The sequence below is a fragment of the Granulicella sp. S156 genome, from assembly GCF_009766105.1.
In the GTDB taxonomy this organism is placed as follows: domain Bacteria; phylum Acidobacteriota; class Terriglobia; order Terriglobales; family Acidobacteriaceae; genus Granulicella.
This window is the reverse complement of sequence record NZ_LMUH01000005.1, coordinates 316501-341262: the sequence shown is the minus strand read 5'-3', so window position 1 is coordinate 341262 and position 24762 is coordinate 316501. Positions and strand designations below refer to the sequence as shown.

19 protein-coding genes and 1 tRNA gene are annotated in these 24762 nt (G+C 58.4%); 11 read left to right on the top strand and 9 right to left on the bottom strand.

All coding sequences use genetic code 11. The features are described from left to right. Nucleotides 1-43: 43 nt before the first annotated feature. Nucleotides 44-1621: a hypothetical protein gene (locus GSQ91_RS03640; protein ID WP_158819889.1), complete on the bottom strand. Its 1578-nt coding sequence runs from the start codon at nucleotides 1619-1621 to the stop codon at nucleotides 44-46. A 188-nt stretch (nucleotides 1622-1809) separates the two neighbouring features. Beyond that, entirely contained in the window at nucleotides 1810-2709 is a 900-nt protein-coding gene (locus tag GSQ91_RS03635) for a hypothetical protein (RefSeq protein WP_158819888.1), read from the bottom strand. Nucleotides 2710-3471: 762 nt separating this feature from the next. Between GSQ91_RS03635 and GSQ91_RS03630 the strand changes: the two genes are divergently transcribed. Further along, the gene (locus tag GSQ91_RS03630; protein WP_158819887.1) at nucleotides 3472-4899 is read left to right on the top strand and encodes a hypothetical protein; all 1428 of its coding nucleotides are present in this window, start codon (nucleotides 3472-3474) and stop codon (nucleotides 4897-4899) included. Between the two features lie 93 nt (nucleotides 4900-4992). Here GSQ91_RS03630 and GSQ91_RS03625 read toward each other — a convergent pair whose 3' ends face one another. Both GSQ91_RS03625 and GSQ91_RS03620 read right to left on the bottom strand, forming a co-directional pair. Further along, on the bottom strand, nucleotides 4993-5475 hold the full coding sequence (locus GSQ91_RS03625) for a GatB/YqeY domain-containing protein (RefSeq protein WP_158819886.1): 483 nt from the start codon (nucleotides 5473-5475) through the stop codon (nucleotides 4993-4995). Nucleotides 5476-5603: 128 nt separating this feature from the next. Next, nucleotides 5604-6368: a class I SAM-dependent methyltransferase gene (locus tag GSQ91_RS03620; protein WP_158819885.1), complete on the bottom strand. Its 765-nt coding sequence runs from the start codon at nucleotides 6366-6368 to the stop codon at nucleotides 5604-5606. 104 nt (nucleotides 6369-6472) lie between these two features. Between GSQ91_RS03620 and GSQ91_RS03615 the strand changes: the two genes are divergently transcribed. The 4 genes from GSQ91_RS03615 (at nucleotide 6473) to GSQ91_RS03600 (ending at nucleotide 10743) form a co-directional block, all read left to right on the top strand. Then, on the top strand, nucleotides 6473-7669 hold the full coding sequence (locus GSQ91_RS03615; RefSeq protein WP_158819884.1) for an alanine--glyoxylate aminotransferase family protein: 1197 nt from the start codon (nucleotides 6473-6475) through the stop codon (nucleotides 7667-7669). 190 nt (nucleotides 7670-7859) lie between these two features. After that, complete coding sequence (gene dnaB / locus GSQ91_RS03610) at nucleotides 7860-9254, top strand: replicative DNA helicase (RefSeq protein WP_158819883.1); 1395 nt, start codon at nucleotides 7860-7862, stop codon at nucleotides 9252-9254. A 337-nt stretch (nucleotides 9255-9591) separates the two neighbouring features. Then, a complete protein-coding gene (locus GSQ91_RS03605) occupies nucleotides 9592-9966 on the top strand; it encodes a VOC family protein (protein ID WP_158819882.1) in 375 nt (124 codons plus the stop codon). Between the two features lie 21 nt (nucleotides 9967-9987). Continuing rightward, complete coding sequence (locus GSQ91_RS03600; protein ID WP_158819881.1) at nucleotides 9988-10743, top strand: YafY family protein; 756 nt, start codon at nucleotides 9988-9990, stop codon at nucleotides 10741-10743. Here the strand turns inward: GSQ91_RS03600 and GSQ91_RS03595 are convergent. Both GSQ91_RS03595 and GSQ91_RS03590 read right to left on the bottom strand, forming a co-directional pair. Further along, nucleotides 10709-12535, bottom strand: coding sequence for a murein L,D-transpeptidase (locus GSQ91_RS03595; RefSeq protein WP_158819880.1), 1827 nt, complete (start codon nucleotides 12533-12535; stop codon nucleotides 10709-10711). The genes GSQ91_RS03600 and GSQ91_RS03595 overlap by 35 nt on opposite strands. Nucleotides 12536-12757: 222 nt before the next feature. Beyond that, nucleotides 12758-13960 (bottom strand): glycosyltransferase family 39 protein, encoded by a 1203-nt coding sequence (locus tag GSQ91_RS03590; protein ID WP_158819879.1) that lies wholly within the window; start codon nucleotides 13958-13960, stop codon nucleotides 12758-12760. Between the two features lie 168 nt (nucleotides 13961-14128). Between GSQ91_RS03590 and GSQ91_RS03585 the strand changes: the two genes are divergently transcribed. After that, a complete protein-coding gene (locus GSQ91_RS03585) occupies nucleotides 14129-14545 on the top strand; it encodes a DUF2251 domain-containing protein (protein ID WP_158819878.1) in 417 nt (138 codons plus the stop codon). Nucleotides 14546-14682: 137 nt separating this feature from the next. On the opposite strand, the gene GSQ91_RS03580 is transcribed toward GSQ91_RS03585, so the two are convergent. Further along, nucleotides 14683-14769 (bottom strand) — tRNA-Leu (locus GSQ91_RS03580). A gap of 278 nt (nucleotides 14770-15047) precedes the next feature. Here GSQ91_RS03580 and GSQ91_RS03575 point away from each other — a divergent pair. After that, nucleotides 15048-15302 carry a hypothetical protein gene (locus tag GSQ91_RS03575; protein ID WP_158819877.1) on the top strand — a complete coding sequence of 85 codons (255 nt, stop codon included), beginning with the start codon at nucleotides 15048-15050 and terminating at the stop codon, nucleotides 15300-15302. 93 nt (nucleotides 15303-15395) lie between these two features. On the opposite strand, the gene dacB is transcribed toward GSQ91_RS03575, so the two are convergent. Beyond that, entirely contained in the window at nucleotides 15396-17060 is a 1665-nt protein-coding gene (gene dacB / locus GSQ91_RS03570; protein ID WP_158819876.1) for a D-alanyl-D-alanine carboxypeptidase/D-alanyl-D-alanine-endopeptidase, read from the bottom strand. Nucleotides 17061-17237: 177 nt separating this feature from the next. Between dacB and folP the strand changes: the two genes are divergently transcribed. Then, nucleotides 17238-18215 (top strand): dihydropteroate synthase, encoded by a 978-nt coding sequence (gene folP, locus GSQ91_RS03565; RefSeq protein WP_371417080.1) that lies wholly within the window; start codon nucleotides 17238-17240, stop codon nucleotides 18213-18215. A 61-nt stretch (nucleotides 18216-18276) separates the two neighbouring features. Here the strand turns inward: folP and frr are convergent, their stop codons facing one another. Continuing rightward, on the bottom strand, nucleotides 18277-18861 hold the full coding sequence (frr, locus tag GSQ91_RS03560; RefSeq protein ID WP_158819875.1) for a ribosome recycling factor: 585 nt from the start codon (nucleotides 18859-18861) through the stop codon (nucleotides 18277-18279). A gap of 360 nt (nucleotides 18862-19221) precedes the next feature. Here frr and GSQ91_RS03555 point away from each other — a divergent pair, with 360 nt between their 5' ends. The 3 genes from GSQ91_RS03555 to bamA all read left to right on the top strand — a co-directional run bounded on the left by GSQ91_RS03555 (nucleotide 19222) and on the right by bamA (nucleotide 24412). Then, complete coding sequence (locus GSQ91_RS03555; protein ID WP_158819874.1) at nucleotides 19222-19416, top strand: PExPT-CTERM protein; 195 nt, start codon at nucleotides 19222-19224, stop codon at nucleotides 19414-19416. Between the two features lie 52 nt (nucleotides 19417-19468). Next, nucleotides 19469-21070, top strand: coding sequence for an exosortase J (gene xrtJ / locus GSQ91_RS03550; protein WP_254064359.1), 1602 nt, complete (start codon nucleotides 19469-19471; stop codon nucleotides 21068-21070). 375 nt (nucleotides 21071-21445) lie between these two features. Continuing rightward, entirely contained in the window at nucleotides 21446-24412 is a 2967-nt protein-coding gene (gene bamA, locus GSQ91_RS03545) for an outer membrane protein assembly factor BamA (protein ID WP_158819872.1), read from the top strand. Nucleotides 24413-24762 lie beyond the last annotated feature (350 nt).

The window sequence follows — 24762 nt, the reverse complement described above, 5'->3', positions numbered from 1 at the left end:
TCAGAGGCAAAACGTGGGGTCTTCTACCGCCAGGGATTTCAAGTTATTCAATATCGCTGACTTTGCCGTCCTTGAACGTGATCTTCATATCCTTGTAGACATAGATCGACTTCGGTCCGAGGTTGACGATGCGGGTAGGTTGACCGAGCGCTGCTTTCACGTCGTCCATGGACTGACCAGGGGTAATGTTGACGGATGCAGGCGGAGCAGTGGCAGGCGGCGGTCCATCGACCGCAGCCGATGGACCAGAGACGTTAGCAGCGCTCGTCAATGCCTGCTCGGACTGATCGGCCTGTCTTGCCTGAGCGGCCAGGTCCTGTGCGCCGCCGGGCTCAGGCGGGGGTGCATCCTGAGCAAAAGCGGCGTTGACGGGAGCGGCCATGGCCGAGGGAGGTGCAGTGGGGAGCCCTCCCTTTCCCTGTTTGGCCTGCAGATCGGAGAGCCCCTGGTCGAGCGTCTCACGCATGTGGTTCTGCATCTCCTGCAGGTCTTCGAGCGGCACCGAGACCACAGCCATCTTGTGGCACTCTCTGCCGCCCTTGCTGGACATCACCATCAGCGAGGCTTCGGTGGCATCCGGTGCCGGCGGCGTAGTGAGCTGGAGTACATCGCCATCGGTAACGGCGCACTCCTGCCCGGAGGCTGTATCGACGACATCGACCTCTGAACCAGCGACAAAGGCATGAGGCTGGCCGTCGCTGAGCTGGCGGGCGATGCTGCTGGAGTTGGGATCGGGGGCCTGGCCTTGTGCGTTCATCTGCGCTTCGCTGTTTTCAAGCGCCAGCTGACGCTGTACCTCGTCGGCAACCATCTGCTTGACATCGGGACTTAGTGGAGAGACGTCGGCTCCTAGTGGCGGAGGAGGACCGTCGGCCATCTCCGCGTCATAACCAGCAGCCAGGGACTGCGAGATCATGTAGTCCGTTAGCCAGAGCGAGGGAGAAGCGTAGACCGGGTAGGGCGTGAAGTACGCGCCGTAGTAGCCATACCACGGGTTGACGCCGAAGCCCCAGGCATACGGTACCGGACGGAACCAGGGATGGTAGGCCCAGCCATAAAAGCCCACCGGATAGAACCGATACGGAGCATAGACCTCAAGATGCACGCCATGGAAGCCATAAGGGTTATAGAAACGGTTGTAAGCACGGCCGTTGAAGTAATAGGCTCGGCGAGCAAACTCATGTCCGTGGTAGAGGTAGGGATGGCCAATGTAGCCGGCCCGGCCGCGCTCATAAACCAGGTGGGAGTGATCGGCGCGTTCCACCGACACGCGGCGACCGCCGCCTACCAGGTTGTGGTGAATATCCATGCCGCGGCCGGGATCGTGAAAGTCGGCAGGGCGGCCGTTGGGACGCATACGGACAGCGCCTCCGCCGGCGACGCGAACTTCGCGATTGTTTGCCGGACCAGCGTGAGACATGGGCCCGTGATCAGCGAGTGCATGCGGAGCTGTGCCGGCATGCCCCAGCGTTCCAGTTGCGGGATGAGCGCCAGCGACATGCGGTGCAGGTTTGGCGGCAGGCACAGACTTCTTAATTTGCGCCTGCAGGGCAAGCCCAGAAGATACTGCCAGCAAAACGACCGTGCAGGAACGAAGATGTGACGAAAAGATATGCGGCATGGACGAGGACTCCCGAGAACCGAAGATACGAGACTCACAAACGCCGACTTGAGATGTTTCGGCCGGCTAAAGCATTTTCCGTAATACTGTAGGGCGAAAACAAAGCTCTCTGCATGCCATTTTCCAATGAAAACGGCATGCAGAGAGATTATCCGACCTACACTCTTACGAAAATGCGCTGAAAGACACTACTGAACGTCGGTTACCTTGCCGTTGACGAAAGTAACCTTCATATCCTTGAAGTATTCGATCTCTTTCGCGCCGAGTTTGACAATACGCGTGGGTGTGCCAAACGCGGTCTGGACCTGGTCCTTGGTCTGGCCAAGCTCGATCGTAGGTGGCGGTCCAGCGGGCGCATCAGCTGGTGCGGGTGGCGGTGGGAGAGGTGCCGGAGCGGGTGGACCTCCCTGCGGGATGACCGCCTGTCCGATCACGTTGCCCGTAGTCGTAGAAACAGCGCAATGAGGTTCGCACGAACGGGCAACTACGCCGGATTCACGAGCTCGTACTTGATCAGCAGGATTTACCGACAGAATGGCATCGATCAACTTTGACGCATCGTCCACAGACAGCTGCGACAGGGTTCCCTTGGGCTCTTTGAAAGCCAGGGTCGTCGAATATCTCTTCGCCGCTTGGTATTGCCCTCCGTAAGCACCGTTCGTAAACGTGGCCAGAACCGCATCGGTGGTCAGGATGGTTATCTTCAGGGAATCTTCTTTGCTTCCCTGGGTGTCGTCATTGATCTTGGTGATATAGACCTTCTGCCCTGGCTGCAGGATCTGCAGATTATTGCTCTTCAGAAAGCCGAGGCCCTTGGAGCGCTGCTTCACTTGCCCGTCCACCACTGGGTTTTCAAAGGTAATCATCGTAGGGTAGGGTTCGGCGTTGATCCCATCGGCCTCGACCGTCAACACGGTTCCAGGCCTGGCGACTACGCCTTGCATATTGATCTCCGAGATACGGTATTTCTTTTCAAGTCCCGTAACGAGGGGGTCTTGTGCAGTGGCGGGCTTTATGCTCGCAGCCAGAGTTACGACAGAAAAGATTCCTAGAGTGACCTTACGAATGGATGACCAGCAGACCGGCATTTCAGTAACTCCTAAAGATGAAGCTGGATTTTCGATGACTGAGGATTAAGCTCAAATCCCTCACGCAAATTTTCATGCGGCACACAAATGAGGTTCATCGATAAGCCTCATATCATATCAGGGGATAGCACTTACGCAAGACCATTTCGAGGGAAGATTTATTGAATTTTCGCGCAGGAAAGCGTTTAACTGGCTGTCGTGGAACACCGCGACCGAAGCCACGCTCACGGTAAACGTCTGTCCGAAAATGGACAGTAGACAGACGGAACAGATAGATCGATACCATGGTTGCTCCTACAATTTGCAGCTACGGAGTAACACAACTTACAACGCCATCCTGAACCAGTAATGTCGTGGTTTTGAGGCTATAGTTCGGTATTGTAGATTTCTAGTTCGAAATATTTATCGGATAGGTGAGAATTCATCAACTTATAAATGTGGCTCAGATCGAGATAAGCAGGTCGCATCTTATCGCTTTGCACATCAGCGTAGATAATGACACTGGAGAGATCACTACGAGCTAACTACTCAGTTATCCGGGATAGCCGCAGACCGCAAGGTAGCTTACCGGAAGATCCTCAGAAACAACCAGCTGCGAGCCATCGAGAAGTTTGCCCGTAACCATGCCCACCTCACTTCCTGTTTGCACGTGACTGAAATGCAGGTGTAAGGATTTCGCGACGTATACGTCTTCTCCTGTAAGAAGACGAGCGCGCTGAAACCTGTCGCGCCTCGTCATACCTGAAGGAGCCTTCCCCACGCATGCAGCGGTTGATTCAAATTTCGTCTGTTCTTCTACTTGCCACGTCCCTGCATGCCCAGCAGTCCATGCCGCAGATGGTAATGTCCGCGCACTCTCTGATCGAAGCCGAGCAGCAACACGGCTCGTCGGGTACAAGCATCGAACCCGCGAGTACACCTGTGCCGATGTGGATGAGCGACCATGATGGCTGGCGACTGATGCTGCACGCCAACGCCTTCGCTGCCGACACGCAGCAGCAGGCTGATTCCCCGCGCAATCGGGATGCGTTCTTCTCTACCAACTGGATCATGCCAATGGCGCAGCACAAATTGGGAGCTGGCGAGCTGACCGTGCGCGCGATGTTCTCGTTCGAGCCGGGAACCGTCGGCAACCGCAACTACCCGGAGCTCTTCCAGCAGGGAGAGACCGCCTACGGCGCACCTATCGTCGACGGCCAGCATCCGCACGACTTCTTTATGGAGGTAGCGGCGCTGTACGATCTGCCGCTCTCGCACAACACGCTGTTCTCGCTGTATGCAGCCCCGGTCGGTGATCCTGCTATTGGGCCAACGGCCTATCCACATCGCCAGTCGGCCAGTGAAGACCCCATCGCCGCGCTCGGGCACCATCAGGAGGACTCGACACATATCGCGTTCAATGTTGTAACCGGCGGGCTGACGTATCGCTGGGCGCGGGTCGAGCTTTCGGGCTTTCACGGCGGCGAGCCGGATGAGTCACGATGGCAGTTCGAACCTTCGCCCAATGGGCACAATATCGACTCAGTTGCGACGCGGCTTACAGTCTCTCCTACGCCGGATTGGAGTGGGCAGTATTCTATTGCGCACATCACGTCTCCTGAGGCGTTGTATCCCGGCGAAGACCAGGCTCGACAGACGGCGAGTGTGATGTATCACCACACGTTCCATGCGAAACCGATGGGCAACATGGCCGGCATGGATATGGGCGGCATGAAGATGGACGACATGGCAAACATGCCCGGAATGGACATGAGCCATGGCTTGAAGTCAGCCTCTGCAACGCCCTCCATGAATATGGCCGCTGAACCGACGACCGATCTTTCGACAACTTTCGTCTGGGGACGCACACGCTCGCTCAGCGACAACAGCAAAGAGAACAGCTATCTCGCTGAGGCGCTGCTCCGTTTTGCCGGCAAGAACTACGTGTGGACACGTCTCGAAAACGCAGGCCGCTCGAATGAGCTGCTGCTCACACCTGGAACACGGTTGCCTGCAGGTTTCGAGGAGTCGCCCATCGGCCACGTCGCCGCATACACCTTCGGCTACGACCACGACATCGCGCTGGGCCAGCATCTTCTGGCCGCGCCCGGGGCGCAGTTCACGGTCTATCGCACACCGCAGCCGCTGCGATCGATCTACGGTGACACACCTACGGGTGAGGTTTTGTTTGTGCGATTCCGGCTGCGGTAGATTGCCAGTCTGGTGGCTGTTCGAGCACCTGTAAACGCCTTGACGCAACGGGCGCGAAGGGAGCCACGTTTCGCGACGGCTCCCTTCGCGAAACTAGGCTCCCTTGGCTAACTCGGCCTTTATCAGTTCGCTGACAAGCTTGCCGTCGGCACGAATGCCGTCAGCAAGGATTCGCTGCTGTGCGACCTTCATCACCGCACCCATGTCGCGCGGGCCGGGGCGTGTGCCGCCGTTGTCTTTGGTGATCTGCTCCACCGCACCCTGCACCGTGGCGAGAATGTCTTCCGCACTCGCAGCCTTCGGCATGTAGGCGTCGATCAGTTCGATCTCCACCTGCTCTTTGGCTGCAAGCTCCGGGCGGTTGCCCTTGGTGAATTGTTCTATCGATTCACGACGTTGCTTGAGCAGCGTGGTGATGATGGACTGCTCTTCCGCGTCAGTCAGCGGCTCGCGCTTATCGATCTCCCTGGACTTGAATGCCGACTTCACCATGCGCAGGGTCGTCAGTTTGTCCTGCTCTTTCGCCTTCATCGCCGAAATAATGTCTACGCCAAGACGCTCGCCTATCTTTGCCATTGCTTCACCTCTCTTGTCGTAGTCAAGAGTACCAATCGGCGGGGAACCTGTCGCAATAGAACCTTCACCGCTGCCACAACAGGCTGTCTGCGCGCTCCGATCGCGAATTTGATGACACCCTAAGCAGATCACCCAAATCTTCCTGCGTTTATCCAGTACCCCGTAGCGAGTGTCACGCAACCGTTCTTCTCGTGGTGTGCAAAGTATCTTTGCAGCGCTTCCTCAAAAGCCCCAAACTCAGGCGTTTCGGGCAGGGGAGCATGGGAAAGCGATAGCGTAAGACCACGAAGCGCCTCCCACCCGATCTGGATCTCTCCTCGAACTTCCATATTCCGAAATTCATAACCTGCGAAAAGATCTTTCAATCGCTCGTACTTGGTATATTGAGCGCGCGTGCCCAGGCCGTTTACCGTGTACGGTCGAAGAAACTCTTCATAGGCCTCATTTTCTTCCCGGCCGTCTTTGGAACGCCCGAAGGCAACCACGGCAACCCATCCATTCGGCTTCAAAACCCGCCGGAACTCGCGCATTGCCAATTCGATATCGAACCAATGGAGGGCCCGCCCCACGCTCACCATCTCTACCGATGCGTCTTCCAGCCCCGTCGACTCAGCGGTTCCGTCGATGAGGGATAGTTGCGCATTGCCCTCGTGAAGCTCAGCACACGCCTGTCGCATTTCGACATTGGGTTCTACTGCAATCACACGATTGCCGCCTGCCAGGAACACATCACTCAACATGCCGGTTCCAGCGCCGACATCGGCCACAGTCCACTCTGGCAGCAAGCCGCACCAGTCTCTTAGCAGGGGCAACACAATCCCGGGATCGTAGCGTTCCCGATACTCAGCGTATGCCGCCACCCGGCCGGTGAATTTCTCAACATTCTCAGACATATCCCTATTATTCATGGTTCTACAGGAGGGTTTATGGCCCTGAAGCCCGACTGGTTGCGACATTGCTTCGGGGGAATCTCTCTCTATCGCTAAAATAAGGACATATGATCCGCAAGACGCGTCTCTTCACTCCTGGTCCGACCCCTCTTCTTCCGGCCGCGCAGTTCGCCATGGCCGCTGCCGACATCCACCACCGCACCCCGGAGTTCCGTGCGCTCTACCTGCGCGTTCTGGCGCAGCTCAAGGAATTTGTCGGGACCAAAAACGACGTCATCATCCTCTCCAGCTCCGGCACCGGAGCGATGGAGGCCGCAGTCTCCAACCTCACCTCGCCCGGCGACCGCGTGCTGGTGCTCTCGGCCGGCAAGTTCGGCGAGCGCTGGTCGGCGCTGGCCAAGGCCTTCGGCTGCGAGGTCGATCTCGTCTCCGAACCCTATGGCAAGACCTTCGACCTGGACAAGGTAAAGGCTGCGCTCAAGCTCGAGACCCGCGCTGTCTTCGTGCAGGCCAATGAGACCTCCACCGGCGCGCGCCACGACATGGAAGCACTGGCGAAGCTGCTGAAGGATGCACACTCCGAAGCTCTGCTCATCGTGGACGGCATTACCGGGCTGGGCACCACGCACCTCGACATGGATGCTACCGGTATCGATGTGCTGATCGGCGGCTCACAGAAGGCCGTGATGATCCCACCGGGACTCAGCTACCTGGCCGTGAGCCAGAGGGCGTGGGACCGCATGGAGGCCACTTACAACCCGCGCTACTACTTCGATCTACGCAAGGAGCGGAAGAACGCGAAAAACGGCGAGAGCGCCTACACGCCGGCTGTCGCGTTGATCGCGGCACTCGGTGCGGCACTCGACTGGATCGCCGCGCAGGCCGCGACGCCCGATAATCCGGCGGGTAACCTCGCGGAGGGCCGCAAGAAGCTGGTCGACAACGCCGAGACTATCGCCGCGATGACCCGTGCGGCTGTCGAAGCGCTGGGATTCAAGCTCTTCAGCGACGCTCCTGGCGCAGCGGCTACGGCGGTGTTCGCGCCCGAAGGCGTCGACTCCGGTGTGATCGTCAAGGAGCTGAAGTCGCGCTTTGCGGCGGTCATCACCAACGGCCAGGGCGAGATGAAGGGTCAGATCTTCCGCATCGCGCACCTTGGCTTCTTCGACTACATGGACACGATTGCGCTGATCGGCGCGCTGGAGCAGGTGGTGGTGAAGTCGCTGCCACAGCTTGGAGCGAAGTTTGGCGATGGGTTGATCGCTGCGCAAAAGGTTTATGTCGAGCGCACAACCAAAGCGTAATTGAATCAAGGAATTGGCAGAAATTGGCGGCCTTCGGGCCGCCAATTTCGTACTGAGATTTCCTTGATTTAGACATCTCGTCCATCTCTCCACAATTGAACCCCCGCGTAGGCTGGAATTTGCTTCTTTCACGAAGCAAATTCAACAGCCACGCCCTCGACAAGACGAATCTGGAGTACCCGCCGACAGAATGGCCTCTCTCACCATGCCCGCACCTATGAACGACGGTCTTCCGTCCTCGGTCCACACCGAGATTACGGTGCTGGGCGCGATGCTGCTCGACTCCGTGGCCGTCACCGACGCTACGGCCAAGCTGCGGCCCGAGGATTTCTCGCTCGACTCGCACCAGCGCATCTATCGCGTCATGATCGAGTTGTTGGCCGTCGGCCATGCGATCGACTACATCACTGTGATGGATGCGCTCTCCAAGCGCCGCGAGCTCGACGCTATCGGTGGGCCAGCGTATCTTGCGTATCTCAGCGAGGGCGTTCCACGCCACCCAAAAGTTGAAGACTACGTCCGCATCATCAAGGACAAGAGTCTGCTGCGCCAGCTCCTCGGCATCTTCAACGATGGCATGGTGTTGGCCTCGGACCAGAACGAAGAGGCCACCAAGGTTCTGAACGATGTCGAAGTACGCCTCGCCGAGGTGGCGGATTCGGCTATTCAGCGTGGCTTTTCGGGGATTGCGGACATCGTCGCGAGTTCCTTCGGAAGCATCGACGCGCTCTACGAGCAGGGTCGTGAGGTCACCGGTCTCGCGACGCATTACATCGAGTTCGACAAGATGACCAGCGGGCTGCAAGCCAGCGAGCTCATCATCATCGCCGCGCGACCCTCGATGGGCAAGACCGCCTGGGCCATCAACATCGCGCAGAACTGCGCGGTCAAAGACGGTAAGGTCGTCGCGATCTTCTCGCTCGAAATGTCCAAGGAGTCGCTGCTGCGACGTATGTTGGCCAGTGAGTCCGCGGTTAGTTCGCGCAAGCTGCAGACCGGCTTTATTCCACGCGAAGACAAAGGCAAGCTGATCGCCGCGCTCGACCGACTGATGACCTCCAAGATGTTTGTCGATGACACGCCCGGCATCACGCTGGCCGAGATGCGCGCCAAAGCCCGTCGCCTGCGCCAGCAGGAAGGTGCGCTCGATCTGATCGTTATCGACTACCTGCAGTTGATGACCGGCTCGGCGGGCAGCTCGCAGAAGAAGTTTGAGAACCGCACGCAGGAGGTCAGCTCAATCTCGCGCGGACTGAAAGCTCTGGCAAAAGAGCTGCAGGTTCCCGTCGTTGCGCTATCGCAGCTCTCGCGTGGCAGTGAACAGCGTACTGGCGATAAGAAACCCTTGCTCTCAGATCTGCGTGAGTCGGGTTCGATCGAGCAGGACGCCGACGTGGTCGCGTTCATTCATCGCGAGGAGTACTACGATCGCGAGAACGAAGACATCAAGGGCCAGGCCGAGATCATCATCGCCAAGCAGCGTAATGGTCCCACCGGCACGGTGAAGATGGCGTATCTCGCCGACTTTACACGCTTTGAGAACCTCGACACCATGCATGGCGAGACCGGTGGCGACGCGTATTAGAGCGGTTTCCACCTAAGTGTCTGTACAGGTGCTTTTCGCCCGAATCACCCACAAAAGCCTGTCATCTCGACCGGAGCGTGACGGTTTTATCGTCATGCGTAGCGGAGAGACCTGCAGCTTGTTCGCGCAGGCGATAGTGCCAGTACAAACAAACTGCAGGTCTCTCCACTACGGCGGCAAAGAACGCCGCCTTCGGTCGAGATGACAGATTTTGGGGTACACCTTACAGTGGAAGAGCTTTTACAACCTCCTGCCAACCTACTGACACAATGCTGTCAGTAGCCTTCTTCTACTCTGCGAATGTAGTCGATATTCATATCGCACAGGAGACACTCCCATGAGCAAGTTTGAAGGCAACGCCATTACCTGGTTCGAAGTTCCAGCCACCGACATGAAGCGTGCTGTCCGTTTCTACGAGACACTGCTTGATAAGAAGCTCAGCGAATTTCCCGGCTCCGTGCCGTACTTCATGTTCCCGGCCGAGTCTGGTGCCGTAGCCGGAGCTCTCATTCATAGCCCGCTGCAAAAGCCTACTGCGGACGGTACGATGGTCTATCACAACGTCGATGGCCAACTCGATGCCACACTCGACCGTGCCACCGCACTCGGCGCCACGGTGCTCGTGCCGCGCACGGAGATCCCCGGAGGCTTCGGCTCCTATGCCTGCCTGCTGGACTCCGAGGGGAATCATGTTGGGTTGCACAGCCGTTAATCTGCAACACGGAGGCGCACATTGAGACGCAGTGACCGCCTCTTTCGCATCGTGCAGATGCTCCGCTCCGGACGCCTGAAGACCGCTAGTGCCCTAGCCGAACGGCTTCAGGTCTCCGAACGCACTATCTATCGCGACGTGCGCGACCTGCAGCTTGCCGGCCAGCCGATTGAAGGCGAAGCCGGCGTGGGCTATACGCTACGCCGCGAGTTCGACCTCCCACCGCTCATGTTTACTCCCGAAGAATTAACGGCACTGGTGCTCGGCGCGCGGCTGGTGAAGGCCTGGGGCGGCGTGGAGAATGCGGCCGCTGCGGATTCAGCCTTGGCGCGCATTGAGGCGGTGCTTCCAGCTACGCTCGCCGACCGGCTCGACAAGATTCTGCTCTATGCGCCTGGTTATCGGATGCAGCAACCTCAGCGTCGCCTGCTCGACCGCGTGCACGCAGCGTGCCTGGAGTGTCACCCCATCCGTTTCGCCTATACACGCCTGAACGGCGAGCCCTCCGAGCGCACTGTGCGGCCGCTGGCGCTCTACTGCTGGAGCGGCACCTGGACAGTTGTGGCATGGTGCGAGCTACGCAACGACTTTCGCGTCTTTCGGCTCGACCGCATCGCGCAGTGCGAGGTGCTCGACCGAACCTTCGAGCAGCACCGCGGACAGCGGCTCAGCGACTTTCTGAAACAGGTGAAAGCCGAGTCCGACACCTGGATCGCGGATAACCTCGCGCCGGAAGCAAAGACTACTCCGTCTCGCCCGGAACCAGCGTCGGATTGATCTTCTTGGGCGTCGACTCATACGGTATGCCCTTGTCCAGCGCTGCATCGAGCGCCTTGTCATAGCCGTAGATATCGTTGAAGAAGTGGATGGAACCATCGTCATCATCCGCTATCGCAGTGAAGTAGCCGATGATCACTGGCAGCGTCGTCTTCAGGTTGACGGTCTTGTTATTCTTGTCGCCGTTCATCGCCTCGGATATCTTGTCCGCGTCCCAATCGCCCTGGCCCTGCAACACCCACTCAGCCATCTGGTCGGCGTGCTCCAGACGCACGCAGCCGTGCGAACGGTCGCGGCGGGTCAGGTTGAAGAGCGGCAGTTCCGGTGTGGAGTGCATGTAGACGTCGTACTCATTCGGAAACAGGAACTTCACCAGGCCCAGCGAATTCTGCGGTCCAGGTTTCTGCCGCACGATGTAGCGCAGATGCTCGATATCGTGTGCGGTATAGCCTGTGACGACCGTGCCATCCCCCTTTGCCACTTCGTAACCCTTGGCCGCGAGATAGCCGATGCCACTGCTCTGAATGTGTGGGACCAGCTCCTTCTTGATGATCGATGGCGGCACATTCCAGTACGGACGAAAGACCACATAGCGCATCGTGCGAACAAACATCGGCGTGTCGTGGTTGCCCTTGGCCTGACCGTCGACGATCTTCATCTTGAAAGCAAGCGTGTGGTCGGGGTCGTACGCCCGCACGATAAACTCCGGCAGGTTGACCATCAGGCGTGGGTTCACAAAGTTTTCCGGCATCCAGCGCCAGCGCTCGAGCGAGTTGCCGAGTTGCTGAACTCGTGTGGCCATCGGCACATTCAACGAGTCGACTGTGGACTGCGTGAGTCTGCCATCGGGCGTAAGGCCGTGACGCTGCTGATAGTGCTTCACCGCCGCCACGAGATTCGCGTTATAGCTCTTCGGAACTGTTGGCGTAGGAGCATCTGTCGTACCCGTCGTATCAGCCGCAGGCGCAGGCACATCGCCTTCTAGCTGCAGTCTCGCCAATAGTTCTGGCAACGCGGCATACGATCCGCCCAATCCGATCGGCTTCGCGCCCGTCTCCCCGATGGAAGGCAGAGGCGGTTGTGGGTTGTCAGCCTGCTGCTTGGCCAGATCGAGATACTGAACCAGAGCCTTCTCCAGGTCGGCATACATCGCGTTCTGCGGCTCGACCGTGTCGATCGCAGCCGACACATCGGCGGCATCGATGATCTGGCCACTCAGGAAGTCCGGCAGATCGAACGCAGCGCGTTTCGCCGGAACATCGATGTCGAAGTTCAACGACTGCGGATTTACGCGACCGACATGCAGGTCGGAGATATAGCGCATCGCCGAAATCGTCATTGCTAAGTCGAACTCTGCCTCCTTGTCCGCAGACGCATGGCCCGCTGCAAACTGCTGCACACGCTGTGGCCAGCGCGAAGCGTCGTAGTCCTCCGGTTTGAGGCCCTTCTTCACGGCATCGCCAAAGAGCGCAATCAGCGCTGTGGCCTGTGGTGTCGGCTTGCCATCGCGCAGCCACGCAGGATCGTAGCTGCGGGCGATGTAGAACTTCTCCACTTGCGGTTGATAATCGGCATAGTTGGCGCTGTTAAGAACCGCAAGCTGCGGCGAGTCGAGCAGTTTTTGTACCTCAGCGCCTGCGTCGCCTTTGGGCTGCGGGAGCACAACACCGGGATGAGCGGGAGAGACGTGGGCCGACTGGCATCCCCTGCAGCCGGACATGGCGAGAAGCGTCAGGGTAACAAACGAAAGCGCCAGGCCGGCGCGGACGGTAGTCGAACGAAACTTCGTCACGGAAGGTGCCTCAGAATGCATCTTGATGATGCTGAGTAGAACAGGATTTGGCTAGCAGTATCCACTAATTTTATTTCTATCTCACGATGCTCTGCTTTCGAACGGCTCGCTAGAGCAGAATCCCTATGACTATCCCCTGGAGAGAGCTTAGCAGCGACATTTTTCTTGGGGGAAAATGCCCTTGAAAGGATCGCCACTGGGTGCAGCTATAGGAATTCTGCTTTAGGCCAGCAGCCCAGCCAGGGACATCCAGCAGAAGACCGCTTGTGTCAGTATCACCGCCCCCGACAAGAACAGAAACAGCTTGCGCTGCCGCGTCTCCAGAGCATCCGCAAAGACGCCGCCGATAAACGTAAAGAGGAAAGGGAGCGCCCACAGCCACGGGGCACTCACGACCTGAGTTGTGTACAGAGGAAGGAGCGCCAAAGTCATCAACAGCGGTGCGGTGTTGCCAAAGTAGCGGCTGCGGCGTGACGTTGCATAGACTGCCAGCGCTACGACCGTGGCAACGAGAATCCCCGCATTCGCCGGAGTCGTCGCAAAGTGCCATGCGCTCTCCAGCGAAAACCAGAATCGCCCACTACCGCCGGTAAAGACATAACTGAACGGCGCGGGGTGGAACCCGAACGACGCAAACACAATCGCCAGTGCGCCGAGTCCCGCGAAGACCATAATCTGCGACACATGGCTGCGTCGCCGCTCCGCGAGATAGAAGAAGAACACAAGACCGGAGACAAACCCCACCATGCCAGCCAGCAGATGTGCCGCCGCCGTGAGCCCCAGAGCGACCGTCAGCAGCAGAATCCGTGGACGCCACTTACGCCTGGGCCCCTGCAGCGCGTGGGCGACGCCCATCGCCGTATAGACGAGCCCGTAAAGCCCCCACAGGGCAAGAATCTCGTTGTTGGGGGTGGTCGCGTAACGCACGATCACCGGGCAGAAACAGTAGAGCGCCAGTGCCAGTGCGCCGCCCTCATTGCCGAAGAGCCGCTTCGCGACCCACCACAGGCCTCCACCGAGCCATACCGCAAACAGGCAGAATGGCAGTCGCAGCAGATACTTCACCCACAGGAGCTCATGACGAGTCTCCCAGGTGGTTCCGCTTAGACCGCCGTTCGCATAGAGCCGATTCTCAGGCTTGCGGAAGTGGTCGACTGCAAGCATCACCAATCGCTGGGCGGTCAGTGGCGCGCCGGCAAGCCGGTAGGCAAGGGTTCCATCGCCATTCAGATTGCCGCAGGTGGTGAAGTAGCCGGCGACCGGCGAGGGCCGCTCCCAGATCTCGCGGCCGCAGCGCGCGTAGCGGTAGTCGTTGGCGTCGAGCGGCCGGTGCGCGATCGACCAGAGACACTCGCCCAGGAGTACAAACAGCAATAGCGCGGCGACCCTCTGCCCACGCCCAATGTAGAAGCCTTTCAATCGCATCGTCTGGATGAAGTGTACTAGGGGAGCAAACAGGAAACAGCAAACAGGAAACAGAAAGACCGCCAATGAGCCTTAATCGCGCCGGCATTTGCCTGCAGCTCCTGCCTTTTGCACTTCCTGTTTCCTGTTTCCTGTTTGCTAATTTCTGTTGGTTGTAACCTGCTTTATATGGATTCCCTCAACTTCACCCCCGGTCGCGCCTTTCTTTCCTCAAACTCTCCGACGGTCCCGTGGACTGTGGTGTTTGAGGATGAGGGCCCCGCAGGCTACTTCTATGCGTGCGACCGTTCGCAAGAGACTCAGGAGGCAAGCATTCTTGACTCCATGCTGATCTATAACGGCGCAGCACTTGACGACCGGACCCGCGAGCGCCTGGCCAGCATACAGTGGTCGCGCGATGGACAGCAGGCCGTGCTGTACCTGGACGGCAGTGCGCAGGCCCTGGCCGACTTCAGCACGAAACAGAGCTTCTGCCGGTCTAATTTTCCCAACTTTTTAGAGGGGCAAGGCGAGACCTGGAGAAAGAATTCGCACGCCTGGGATGAAGAGGCGATTCGGCGGTTTGAAGCAGCAATCTACGCTTAGCGAGAGAACAGAGAAAAGAAAACAGAGATCAGAGAGGTCGTAACCTCGAATCTGATCTCTGTTTTCTGTTACCTGAAATTTGGTGCCGAAAAGAGGACTCGAACCTCCACGCTGCTTGCGCGTTGATTCCTAAAACTTGGTGCCGAAAAGAGGACTCGAACCTCCACACCCTTGCGAGTACATGGACCTGAACCATGCGCGTCTGCCAATTCCGCCATTTCGGCTCACTTCAGCCGGGCGCGTTGCGCCAACTGCGTGAACTCTTAGTTTCCCAGAGCCTGCACCGGGTGTCAATCTGCACGGCTCGAGTAGGTTCAGGACACGTCTGGATACCTATAAGATTTTTGTGCGGTTTTCTGGCTAAAAACCGCATCACATGATCTATAGGAAAAGCCGTACGTTGAAACCGGTCTAGCGTTACACTTGGCGAATCGTTTCCCACACGGTACCCGTCGAACTAACCACTACCGATTCCAATGCAGGAGGGGCGGTCGACAGCCTGATGAGTCAGTCCACAACGAACACGTTGTCCAGCCAGCAGCAGATCCCCGAGGAAGTTGCCATCGAGATCCGGCGACTGGCGCACGATCTCTCGAATTCGCTCGAGATCATCGTGCAGACCAGCTATCTGCTGAGCATGGCCGAACTCAAAGAACCAGCCAGCAGTTGGTTGAGGATGCTCGACTCCGGCGTACAGAAGGCGCTCGGCCTCAACCTGGAACTGCGCGAATACGTGAAGAAGAATACGCCGCAATAAAAAGGCAGCCGTTCCAGGTGGTTTGCGGTGTTGGAGAATGCCGTAAAAGACGATTAAGTTCGGTCCGACATGTGGGCGATTATCGCACGTTCATTACTCCGCTGCCGCAATGGCCGCGACAATTTTATCCATCGCAAGCCTGTCCGCTGAAGTTCGCGGGGAGTGGTCATCCACCAGAATTGAAAAGATCACCTGCCGCCCGCTGGCACAGTCGAGGTAGCCCGAGAGGGCTCGCGCTTCGCCCAGTGTTCCTGTCTTCGCGAAGAGATGATCCTTGAGCGGAGGGGCGGGAAAGCGCGAGGCCAGCGTTCCATCCTCGCCCCCCACTGGGAGCGAGGCCTTCCATGTGGAGAACCACGGCTGCTTTACGGCAAAAGCCAACAACTGCGCCGCAACGCGTGGCGTGACCAGGTCATGTCCGCTGAGGCCGGAACCATCGAAGAAGACGAAATCATCACCATCCAGTCCTGCATAGAGCAGGTACTGCCGGATCCACTGGACGCCTTTGCGGGCGGTATGCTCGCACTCCTTTTGGGCAGCGATGTTGCGCAGCATGATCTCGGCATGCAGGTTCTGACTGATCTTGTTGGTGAGCACAAGATCTTCGCTGAGCGGAGGCGAAAGATGGGTCGCCAGGATCGTTTGGGGCTTTGTCGTACCTCCCGCCGACTCCGCAACGCAGTCGGCGGGCCCTGCTTTCAGCATGCGCTCGAAGAACGGGACCGGTATCTGTGGATCGGGATTGGACAGAAACGGCGCACTATTCTTGGGGTCCCAGTGCCGCACGCTCACCTTGCCGGCAACGCGCACACCTCGGCGCTCCAGCGCTGCCTTCAAAGCCAGTGCGGCATACTCCGCAGGGTCTTCTATGGCGATCTCTTCCTGTTCGGGGCCAGCCTTCGAGGAGACGCGGCCTGTGATGCTCAACTCTCTCGATCCGGGCGCGCGTTCGAACAGCACCGAGTTGCCATCGCCAACATCCTGTGTCCGCAGGAGCGCTGAATCGGCGGTGAGATGGTAGTAGGGCAAGTCAGGGCTCAGACTCAACTCCGCAGTATTGCTGTCTTTGGCGGTGGGCGTAATCGTCACATTGATCTGGTTATCGTGAATGGTGAGTGCGCTGACCGGAGCGCCATAGCCCCAGAGCAGATCGTCAGCCGACCAATCCTGAGGGTAGGGATCCCAGGCAAAGTAGGTGTCATCCCCGATGACATCGCCTTCCACCACTTTGAGCCCTTTGGCTACGACGGCGTCGGCCAGGTCCTCGACGGCTTGCAGCGGATTCGGTGTCACTCCGGTCTGGGCGGGGCGCTTCGACGGTGGGAGATAGGGCAAGGTGTGACCTGCAAAGTTCGCATCCCCGCCGCCAACGAGGACGAGGTCTCCACGTAAGACACCCTTCGCGTTCAGGTCTCCTTCGGCGACGACCTGCGTTTCAAAACGTTTGTGCGGCCCCAGCAGAGCCATGGCCGTTGCCGTCGTAAACAGCTTCGCGTTCGATGCCGGACGAAACAGCTTGCCCTCGTCGAGGCCATAGAGGGGCTCGCCATCGAGTGTTGTGACGGCAATGCCCCAGTGTGCGCGGGAGACGGTTGGGTCCGCCAGCAGGGTCTCAATCTTCGCGCCCAGCGGGGTGTTCGCGCCTGTCGGGAATGGGAGATGGACGATGGGCGGCGGCGCGGTAGTGGGCGTTTGTGCGGAGGCTGCAAGGCCGACGGCAAGTACGAAGACAGGCAAACGACCGAAAGAGGCACGCATGGCGGCAAGTTTACATCTATGCGTCCGCTCACTGCGGGGCGAGCACTACACGATTCGCTGATGGTACGAGCGAAAAACGGGAGGAAGCAGGTTCGCTCGCTCCGCTCGGAATGACAACCAGAAAAACAAGGGCAAATTCAAAAAGCAAAGGCAAAAGCAGCACCTTTAGCTTCACTTTTGGTCGAGTTGACAGTGCTGGAGCGTACGAAGAACAAGTACACCGAAGCGCGAGTCTACAATTCGCGAATGGCCTTTGCTCCACGCCCGCGCTTCGACTGGAAGCTTCGCACACGAACGCTCGCGCTGGGGGAGCGAACGCTGGTTATGGCCATCGTCAACCTGACGCCCGATAGCTTCTCCGGCGACGGCCAGGCGACGACCGCAGGCCTTGCCGCAGCCATCGCCGCAATCGACGGGGGCGCGGACATCGTTGACCTGGGCGCGGAGTCGACGCGGCCTGGCTCCCAGCCGCTCACGCCCGACCAGGAGCAGTTGCGCCTGCTCCCCGTTCTCGAAGGTCTACTGCGCGAACGGCCGAAGGCGATTGTCTCGGTCGATACCTACCATGCGGCTACCGCGCAAAAGGCAATCCGCGCAGGGGCAGAGATCATCAACGATGTCTCCGGTTTGCTGTGGGACGAGCAGATGCCTAGCGCCGTCGCATTCGGGGGCTGCGGCCTGGTGCTGATGCATACCCGGGGGCGCCCACAGGATTGGCGCTCACTGCCCGCACTGGGCGGCGAAGAAGTTGTTCCACTGGTGCTGGAGGGGCTGCGCGAGCGGATCGCAGTTGCCCAGACCGCCGGCATCGCCCGCGCAAGCATCGTTGTGGACCCGGGATTCGGATTCGGCAAGATGGGGCAGGAGAACTTCGCACTGCTGGCAGGCCTGCAACAGCTGGGGGAGCTTGGCTATCCGGTACTGGCCGGAGTTTCGCGCAAAAGCTTTCTCGGGGAGGCGGTACGGAGGGTCCAGCCGGAGGGCTTGCCAATCGCAGAGGCACGCCGCACGGCGACAATTGCTGCGAACGTCGCGGCAGTGCTGAATGGAGCGCATATTCTGCGCGTCCATGAGGTGCAGGCCGCGAGAGAGGCGGCGGCAGTGGCAGATGCTGTAAAAGCGAGTGATAAGTGGCGAGTGATAAGTGGCAAGTGACAGGTCACCAATTGCCTCACTGGTCACTTATCACTTGCCACTTATCACTCGCTTTTCGCTTTTACAGCGTCATTACTTCTTTTTCCTTGGCCTTGAAGAGGTCTTCGACGCGCTTGATCTCGGAGTCCGTGAGCTGCTGAATATCGTCGTTGGCGCGTTTTTCATCGTCAGCGGAGATCAGCTTTTCCTTCGCGGCCTTCTTCACCGACTCATTGCCATCGCGGCGGATGTTGCGGATGGAGGTCTTGTGGTCTTCGAGGACGCCGGCAAGCTGCTTAATGCCCTCGCGGCGGCGCTCTTCGGTCATGGGGGGGATGGGCACGCGGATGATCTTGCCGTCGTGCATGGGATTGAAGCCCTGTCCGCTGGTGCGGATGGCCTTTTCGATCGCCTGCACCAGGGACTGCTCCCACGGCTGAACGACGATGAGGTTGGCCTCTGGCGTGGTGACCTGGGCGACCTGTGCAATCGCCGTCTCCGTACCATAGTAGTCAACCTTCACGTTGTCGAGCATATGGACCGAAGCCCGTCCGGTGCGGACACTCAACAGGTTGGCGCGGAAGTCTTCCACGGTTTTATCCATGCGCGACTTCAACTCCTCGTACACGCCCTTCAGTGCAACTATGCTCGTCATTGCCGATGCCATTGTGGTGCTGCCCTCCATTGAATACAACGCCTGATTTTACAGACGTTGGCGGCTCAATGTGAAAAAGTGGCGAAATGTCCTGCTCTCTGCCAGTTATGAGCTAAACTCAAGGGGTAGGAAACGCTGGATGCGGAATATTCGGAGATTCAGCGTCCGTATCTTCAGGGATTCGCTTTACGATTGACTTGAGACCGGCTGCTCGAATACGATAGGACCAATCGCCAGAACTATAAGATTCCTAAGCAATAATGTTCTGAGCAGTTTATCCCGAACGTTTTTGAGGGCCTGAAGCATCTAAACTGAGCGCTAACGGCATCTTTAAAACTGAACGCACACACAACGAATAGGGACATATTACTTATGAAGAAGACCTTCTTGTTCGCGACCCTCGCCCTCGCCCTTGTAGCGGTCCGCTCTGCGCATGCGCAGGTTGCCGGCTGCACTGACACTCCAGAGAACCCGACCCTGATTCTGGCAGGCCTCTCCGGTGGCGCGTACGCTGTGTCCGCACTCAGGACGCGTCTTCGGGCCCGCCGGAAGACAGACAACAAGTAAAGTTCCGAACGGGGTGCAGCTCGAACGCTGCAGGTAATTTTCTGTGTCGAGCATGCTTCCAGAGCGATTTAGGCCGCAGGCTGCCGTCGCGTTCGCTTCGGCGTGCGCAGCGGTCGGCCTGCTTACCATTTATGATTCTGTCCAATCTCTTCTAGGCATCTGGAGGACGGACGCCCTCAAGCAGATAGGAATGGTGGTTCCTATCATTTGCTTCGCTCTCATTTTGAGAGCCTGGCGTTCCATAGGATGGGAGACTGAAGGCTCCTGGTGGGGCTTCGCAGTCCTGGCAATCTCGTCCATTCTGATGTTTCTGCGCGATCAGATGCTCCTGATCGTGACCGTCAACAAAGACTGGCTGCTGCAGCTACCACCGCTTCCGCTGGTAGCCGTAATTTATGCAACCGCCATGGTTCTGCTCTTCGGCGGCAAGCGCCTTCTGCGGGCCGCATGGTTCCCCGTCCTTCTGATGTGGGCCGTTATCCCTGTTCCACAGACCTTCAGCCACTACGTCGACCTTCCTCTTCAACATGCCGGGGCGACCGTAGCACGTGGCTTTGCCCATCTCATTGGGGCGAAGCTTAGCGCGCAGGACCTCACCATCCTGTTCACTCCCAAGTTTGGGATGTTCATTGCGCCAGGCTGCGATGGACTGCGCGGATCGATCACCCTCGGGCTCACCGCGATTGTGGTCAGCTATGTGTACCGTTTTCGCTGGTTTATATTTGCGCCTCTGGTTGCCGGCGCGGTGCTGCTGGGCTATGTCTTCAATCTGCTGCGGCTGTGCAGCCTGGTGATCTACGACAGGATTGCGGTTTTCTTCCCAGGACTACAGGCCCACGAGCAGTTGGCCGATCACATCGTCGGGGGCTGCCTGTTTTTACTGGCGGCATTCCTGTTCTTTACGATGATTGAAAAGCTGCGCCGCGATCCTGAAGACGTGAATGCCGCACCCGCGGAAGAAAAACCATCCCTCGGCCCAGTCGCAGTGCCCTACCTTGCAAAGGTAATGGCGATTCTCCTGCTTTCGACGGTCTTTGGCATTGAAGCCGTGCATGCCGCGCATGTCGAGGCAAAGTCCGCGACGGCAGCAGCTACGCCTCCTCCCATGCCGCAGCACATTGGCAATTTCTCACTGGTACGCACGTGGTCTGAGGGCCTGGTCGACGGAACTGTAGTCTACGTGTGGGGCGAGTACGAGACTCCCGATGGAACGCATGTATCGCTCGGAATCTCTCCAGAGCTGGGCGTGCACGATGCCGAGGTCTGCCACATCGCTCGCGGTGAGAATCCAACCTGGCACGGACAGATCGAAGTACCCTCGTCCCAGGGAGCGGTGGGAGCGGTTGCGTTGACGGCCGCGACCTACAACGATGGCCAGACGCAGAAGCTGGAAGCCTCCACGGTATGCGACGGCGGAATATGCAGACAGTATTCACAGACAAATCAACGCTTCACCGTGGTATATGCCAAGCCGCACCGTACTCTTCCCCTGCAATCCGATACGACACGGCCTGTTCCAGTGCTGCTGAAGGTTGAGACCGCCGACACAGAATCTCCGGTGAGCGAGGTCGAACCAAAGCTGGCAGCAGGGCTGCAGGAGTTTCTGAAGAACGCGGATCTTGTGGGCCTGACCGTTCCTTATAGCAGGCGCTAGAGCGGTTTCGAGCACAGACGAAGAACAAGCAAAAGCCTGGACGCAAAGCGCGCCAAGGAGAAACGCCAAGTTTCGCAAAGGCATCCGTGGCGAAACTTTGCTCCTTTTGCGCGCCTTGCGTCCAGGCTTTTGCGGCTGCCCATAGCACCATTGCAGCTACGGGCAAACACGGATCGCCGGTCGAGATGAGAGATTCGGATAGGGCGAAACGGCAAGTCTCTCCTGGAGCAGGCGGGATTTATATACACCGAAGAGTCACCCATCGAACTTCGCTTCTCCCGAGTTGCGGCGCATCCCCTATAATCAAGATTCCCCTACGTTCGCGCGGGGCTTGGTATTCAAAAAGCTTTGAGAGATTCAAAGAGCAGTGAGGGTGTGGTTATCTTTACCGGAACGCGAGTGAGCGCAAGCTCCCTGAACAGTACGCCCCAGCCTGTGCGCGCGCGCTCGAGGCGCATCCGCATTCCAGTCAACGCGTTTTTGGCGCTGACGACAATGGCATTGACTCCAGTTCTCACACCCGCGCTTCGAGCGCAGGTGCAGGCCCAGCCGCAGTTCACTGCGGCTGCAGCGGGACCGCAGATTCTGTGCCAGACACAGGTCATCGGCAATCGCCGCATCCCCAAGGAGTCCATCCTTGCGCGACTATTCTCGCGGCCCGGAGATGCTTTCGATCCGGCGGTGGTGGAGCGCGATTTCAACTCGCTCTGGAACACCAGCTACTTCGACGACGTGCGCATTGAGCGCGTCGATGAGGCGACCTGCGTCCAACTCATCGTGTACGTGCGCGAAAAGCCCACCATCCGTGAGATCAACTACAAGGGCTTGAACGCGGTCACCGTCTCCGACGTGCTCGATCGTTTCAAGAAGGAAAAGGTCGGCCTCTCCGTGGAGAGCCAGTTCGACGAGACGCGCATCAAGCGCGCCGAGGTCGTACTGCAGGAGATGCTCGGCGAGCATGGCCACCAGTTCGCGACCATCAAGGAAGAAGTCAAGACGATTCCTCCTGCTGCCGTAGCGCTGACATTCAACATCAAGGAAGGCCCGACCGTAAAGGTGGGCAAGATTGCCTTCCAGGGCAACACGAAGATTCCCTCGCGCGATCTGCGCGCCGCGATGCACTTCTCCAAGCCGATTGGCATTCCCCACTCGATCTTCTTAGAGGATCTTCTTCCACGCACCTTCGATGCCAGCAAGCTGGATGAAGATGCCGATCTGGTGCGCCAGGAGTATCGCAACAGGGGCTACATCAAAGCGCTGACCGCCGAGCCGGAGACCAATGTTCGCAACGCCGGCGGCATCAACCCGTTCACGCTGCGCCCTTCAACCGGCAAGCGCGTCGACATCCTGATCCCGGTCGAAGAGGGCGAACGCTACCGCCTGGGCGGCATCACGTTTAGCGGCAACAAGGAATACAGCAACGTCAAGGCCTTGCGCGCACAATTCGCGGTGAAGGACGGCGACTGGTTCAATGCAACGCTCTTCGGCAAAGGCGTTGATGCACTGCGTAAGGCTTACGGTGAGGGCGGCTTCATCAACATGATCGGCACTCCGACGCCCCGCTTCGACGAAGCCAAGAAGCTTGTCTATTTCGACATCGACATCGACGAGGGCAAGAAGTTCTATATCTCGCGCATCGAATTTTCAGGCAACACCATCACCCGCGACAAAGTCATCCGCCGCGAGATCCTCGTCGAAGAAGGCCAGGTCTATAACAGCCGCCTCGTCGATCTCTCGCTGCTGCGCTTGAACCAGCTCAACTACTTCGACACGCTGAAGACCGAAGAGTCCGTGGAGACGCGGCAGAACAGTGATGCCGGCACGGTCGACCTGTTGCTGAAGCTGAAGGAAAAGGGCAAGAACTCCATCGGACTGAACGGCGGTATCAGCGGTCTTTCGGGTTCTTTCATCGGACTCAACTATCAGACCAACAACTTCCTCGGCCTGGGCGAGACCCTGAACGTGACCGCCAACATCGGCGATCTCTCGCGCACCCTGAGCGCGGGCTTCAACGAGCCGTATCTGCGCAACAAGCCCGTTTCGCTGGGCGTGCAGGTGTTCACCAGCAAGTACGACTACAACCCGGCCAAGAGCTACTCGATTACCGGGACAACGGCAGGTTCGAATCAGGCCGCCCAGCAACAGTCGCTGTCGAGCAACTACAACCAGTCCTCAACCGGCTTGACGATTTCGACCGGCACGCCGCTGCGCAAGTTGTTCCGGCGGTCGGGCGTAGCCAGGATCGGCATCTCGTACTCGCTGTCGCGGTCGGGCGTCACAACCTTTAGCGACACCACACGCAACGTCTTCCAATCACTGGCGTTCCGTTCGGGTGTTGCGGGGTCGAGCCAGCTCTCCGGCATCATCACCTCCATCGTGTCCCCGAGCTTCAGCTTCTCGACGCTGGATCGCGCTGTGGGTCCGCACCACGGCAAGGACTTCAACATTGTTTTCCAGGTTGCGGGTGTAGGTGGCAACACCAAGTACTACGCTCCGACGGCAACCTGGCGCCAATACTTCCCGATGAAAGGCCTGAAGGTCGATCGTGAAGGACACAACGTCCTGGGCTATCGCATCCAGCTCCAAAACGTCGCCGGCTTTGGCGGGCAGGTTGCACCGCCCTTCGATCGTATCTACGGCGGTGGTGAAAGCGAAGTACGCGGCTTCGATATCCGTTCGAACTCGCCGTACAGCTTCATTCCGACGCGCGTGTTGTTCAACCTTACAAATCCCGACGGCACACTGGTTCCGCGCGATCCGACCAACTCCACGCTGGGCAACGTTCAAATTCCACTGCCGATCTATCGCTTGGCCCCCATCGGCGGCGACACGGCTATCACGTCGAACCTCGAGTACCGTATCCCGATCGTCAACCAGGTAACGTTTGCGGTCTTCACAGACTTCGGCATGACCTTCGACACGGAAAAGTCACAGCTGCGCCAGAGCATCCTTGGCCAGTCGATTCTCAACACGCCGCTCTATGGCTGCCCGACAATCACCAACGGCGCATGCTTCGGCGGACAGAAGGTGACTTTCCCGCTCGACCTGGGCACGGTACCTCATACGAACTTCGTTCCGCGTATGTCGAGCGGCGCCGAGCTGCAGGTCATTCTGCCGATCGTAAACGCACCGTTCCGCATCTACTACGCGTACAACCCGCTACGTCTCTACAGAAACCTGCCGCCACAGTTGGCTGTGTCATCGTCGGAGTTCCAGGGTTTCTTCCCCACCACGGGTGCCGGCCAGTACAGCTACCAGCAAGCAATACAGCTCTACGGTGCAAACTACGAGCTGCGCGAACCGCGTAAGACGTTCCGCTTTACGGTCGCGACGACGTTCTAAGAGCAGGAAACAACAAGTAGGAAAACAGGAAACAGCGAGGCCCGGTCGAGAGACCGGGCTTCGCTGCGTTGCGTCAAAGAACTCGCGTGGAGTCAGGCGTCTCCGGCATCAACTGAAACAGGCCTCCGTCGGCTCGAGTATGCCTTCTTGCTTGATGGCATTCCGGTTTGCGGGCAGGAGAGCATGTCCCAGGGGCTGAAGAGGGTGCTGAAAAAGTCTAGCTTTGTGAGCAGTTAGAAATTGCTTCGAAATAACGACTCTCCAGAAGGCCCTACAAACGACGTTTGCGAAATCTTTGAGGGTTTTACATACGCAAAGTACACAGCAAAAATCGTCTTCAGTGAAGTCAT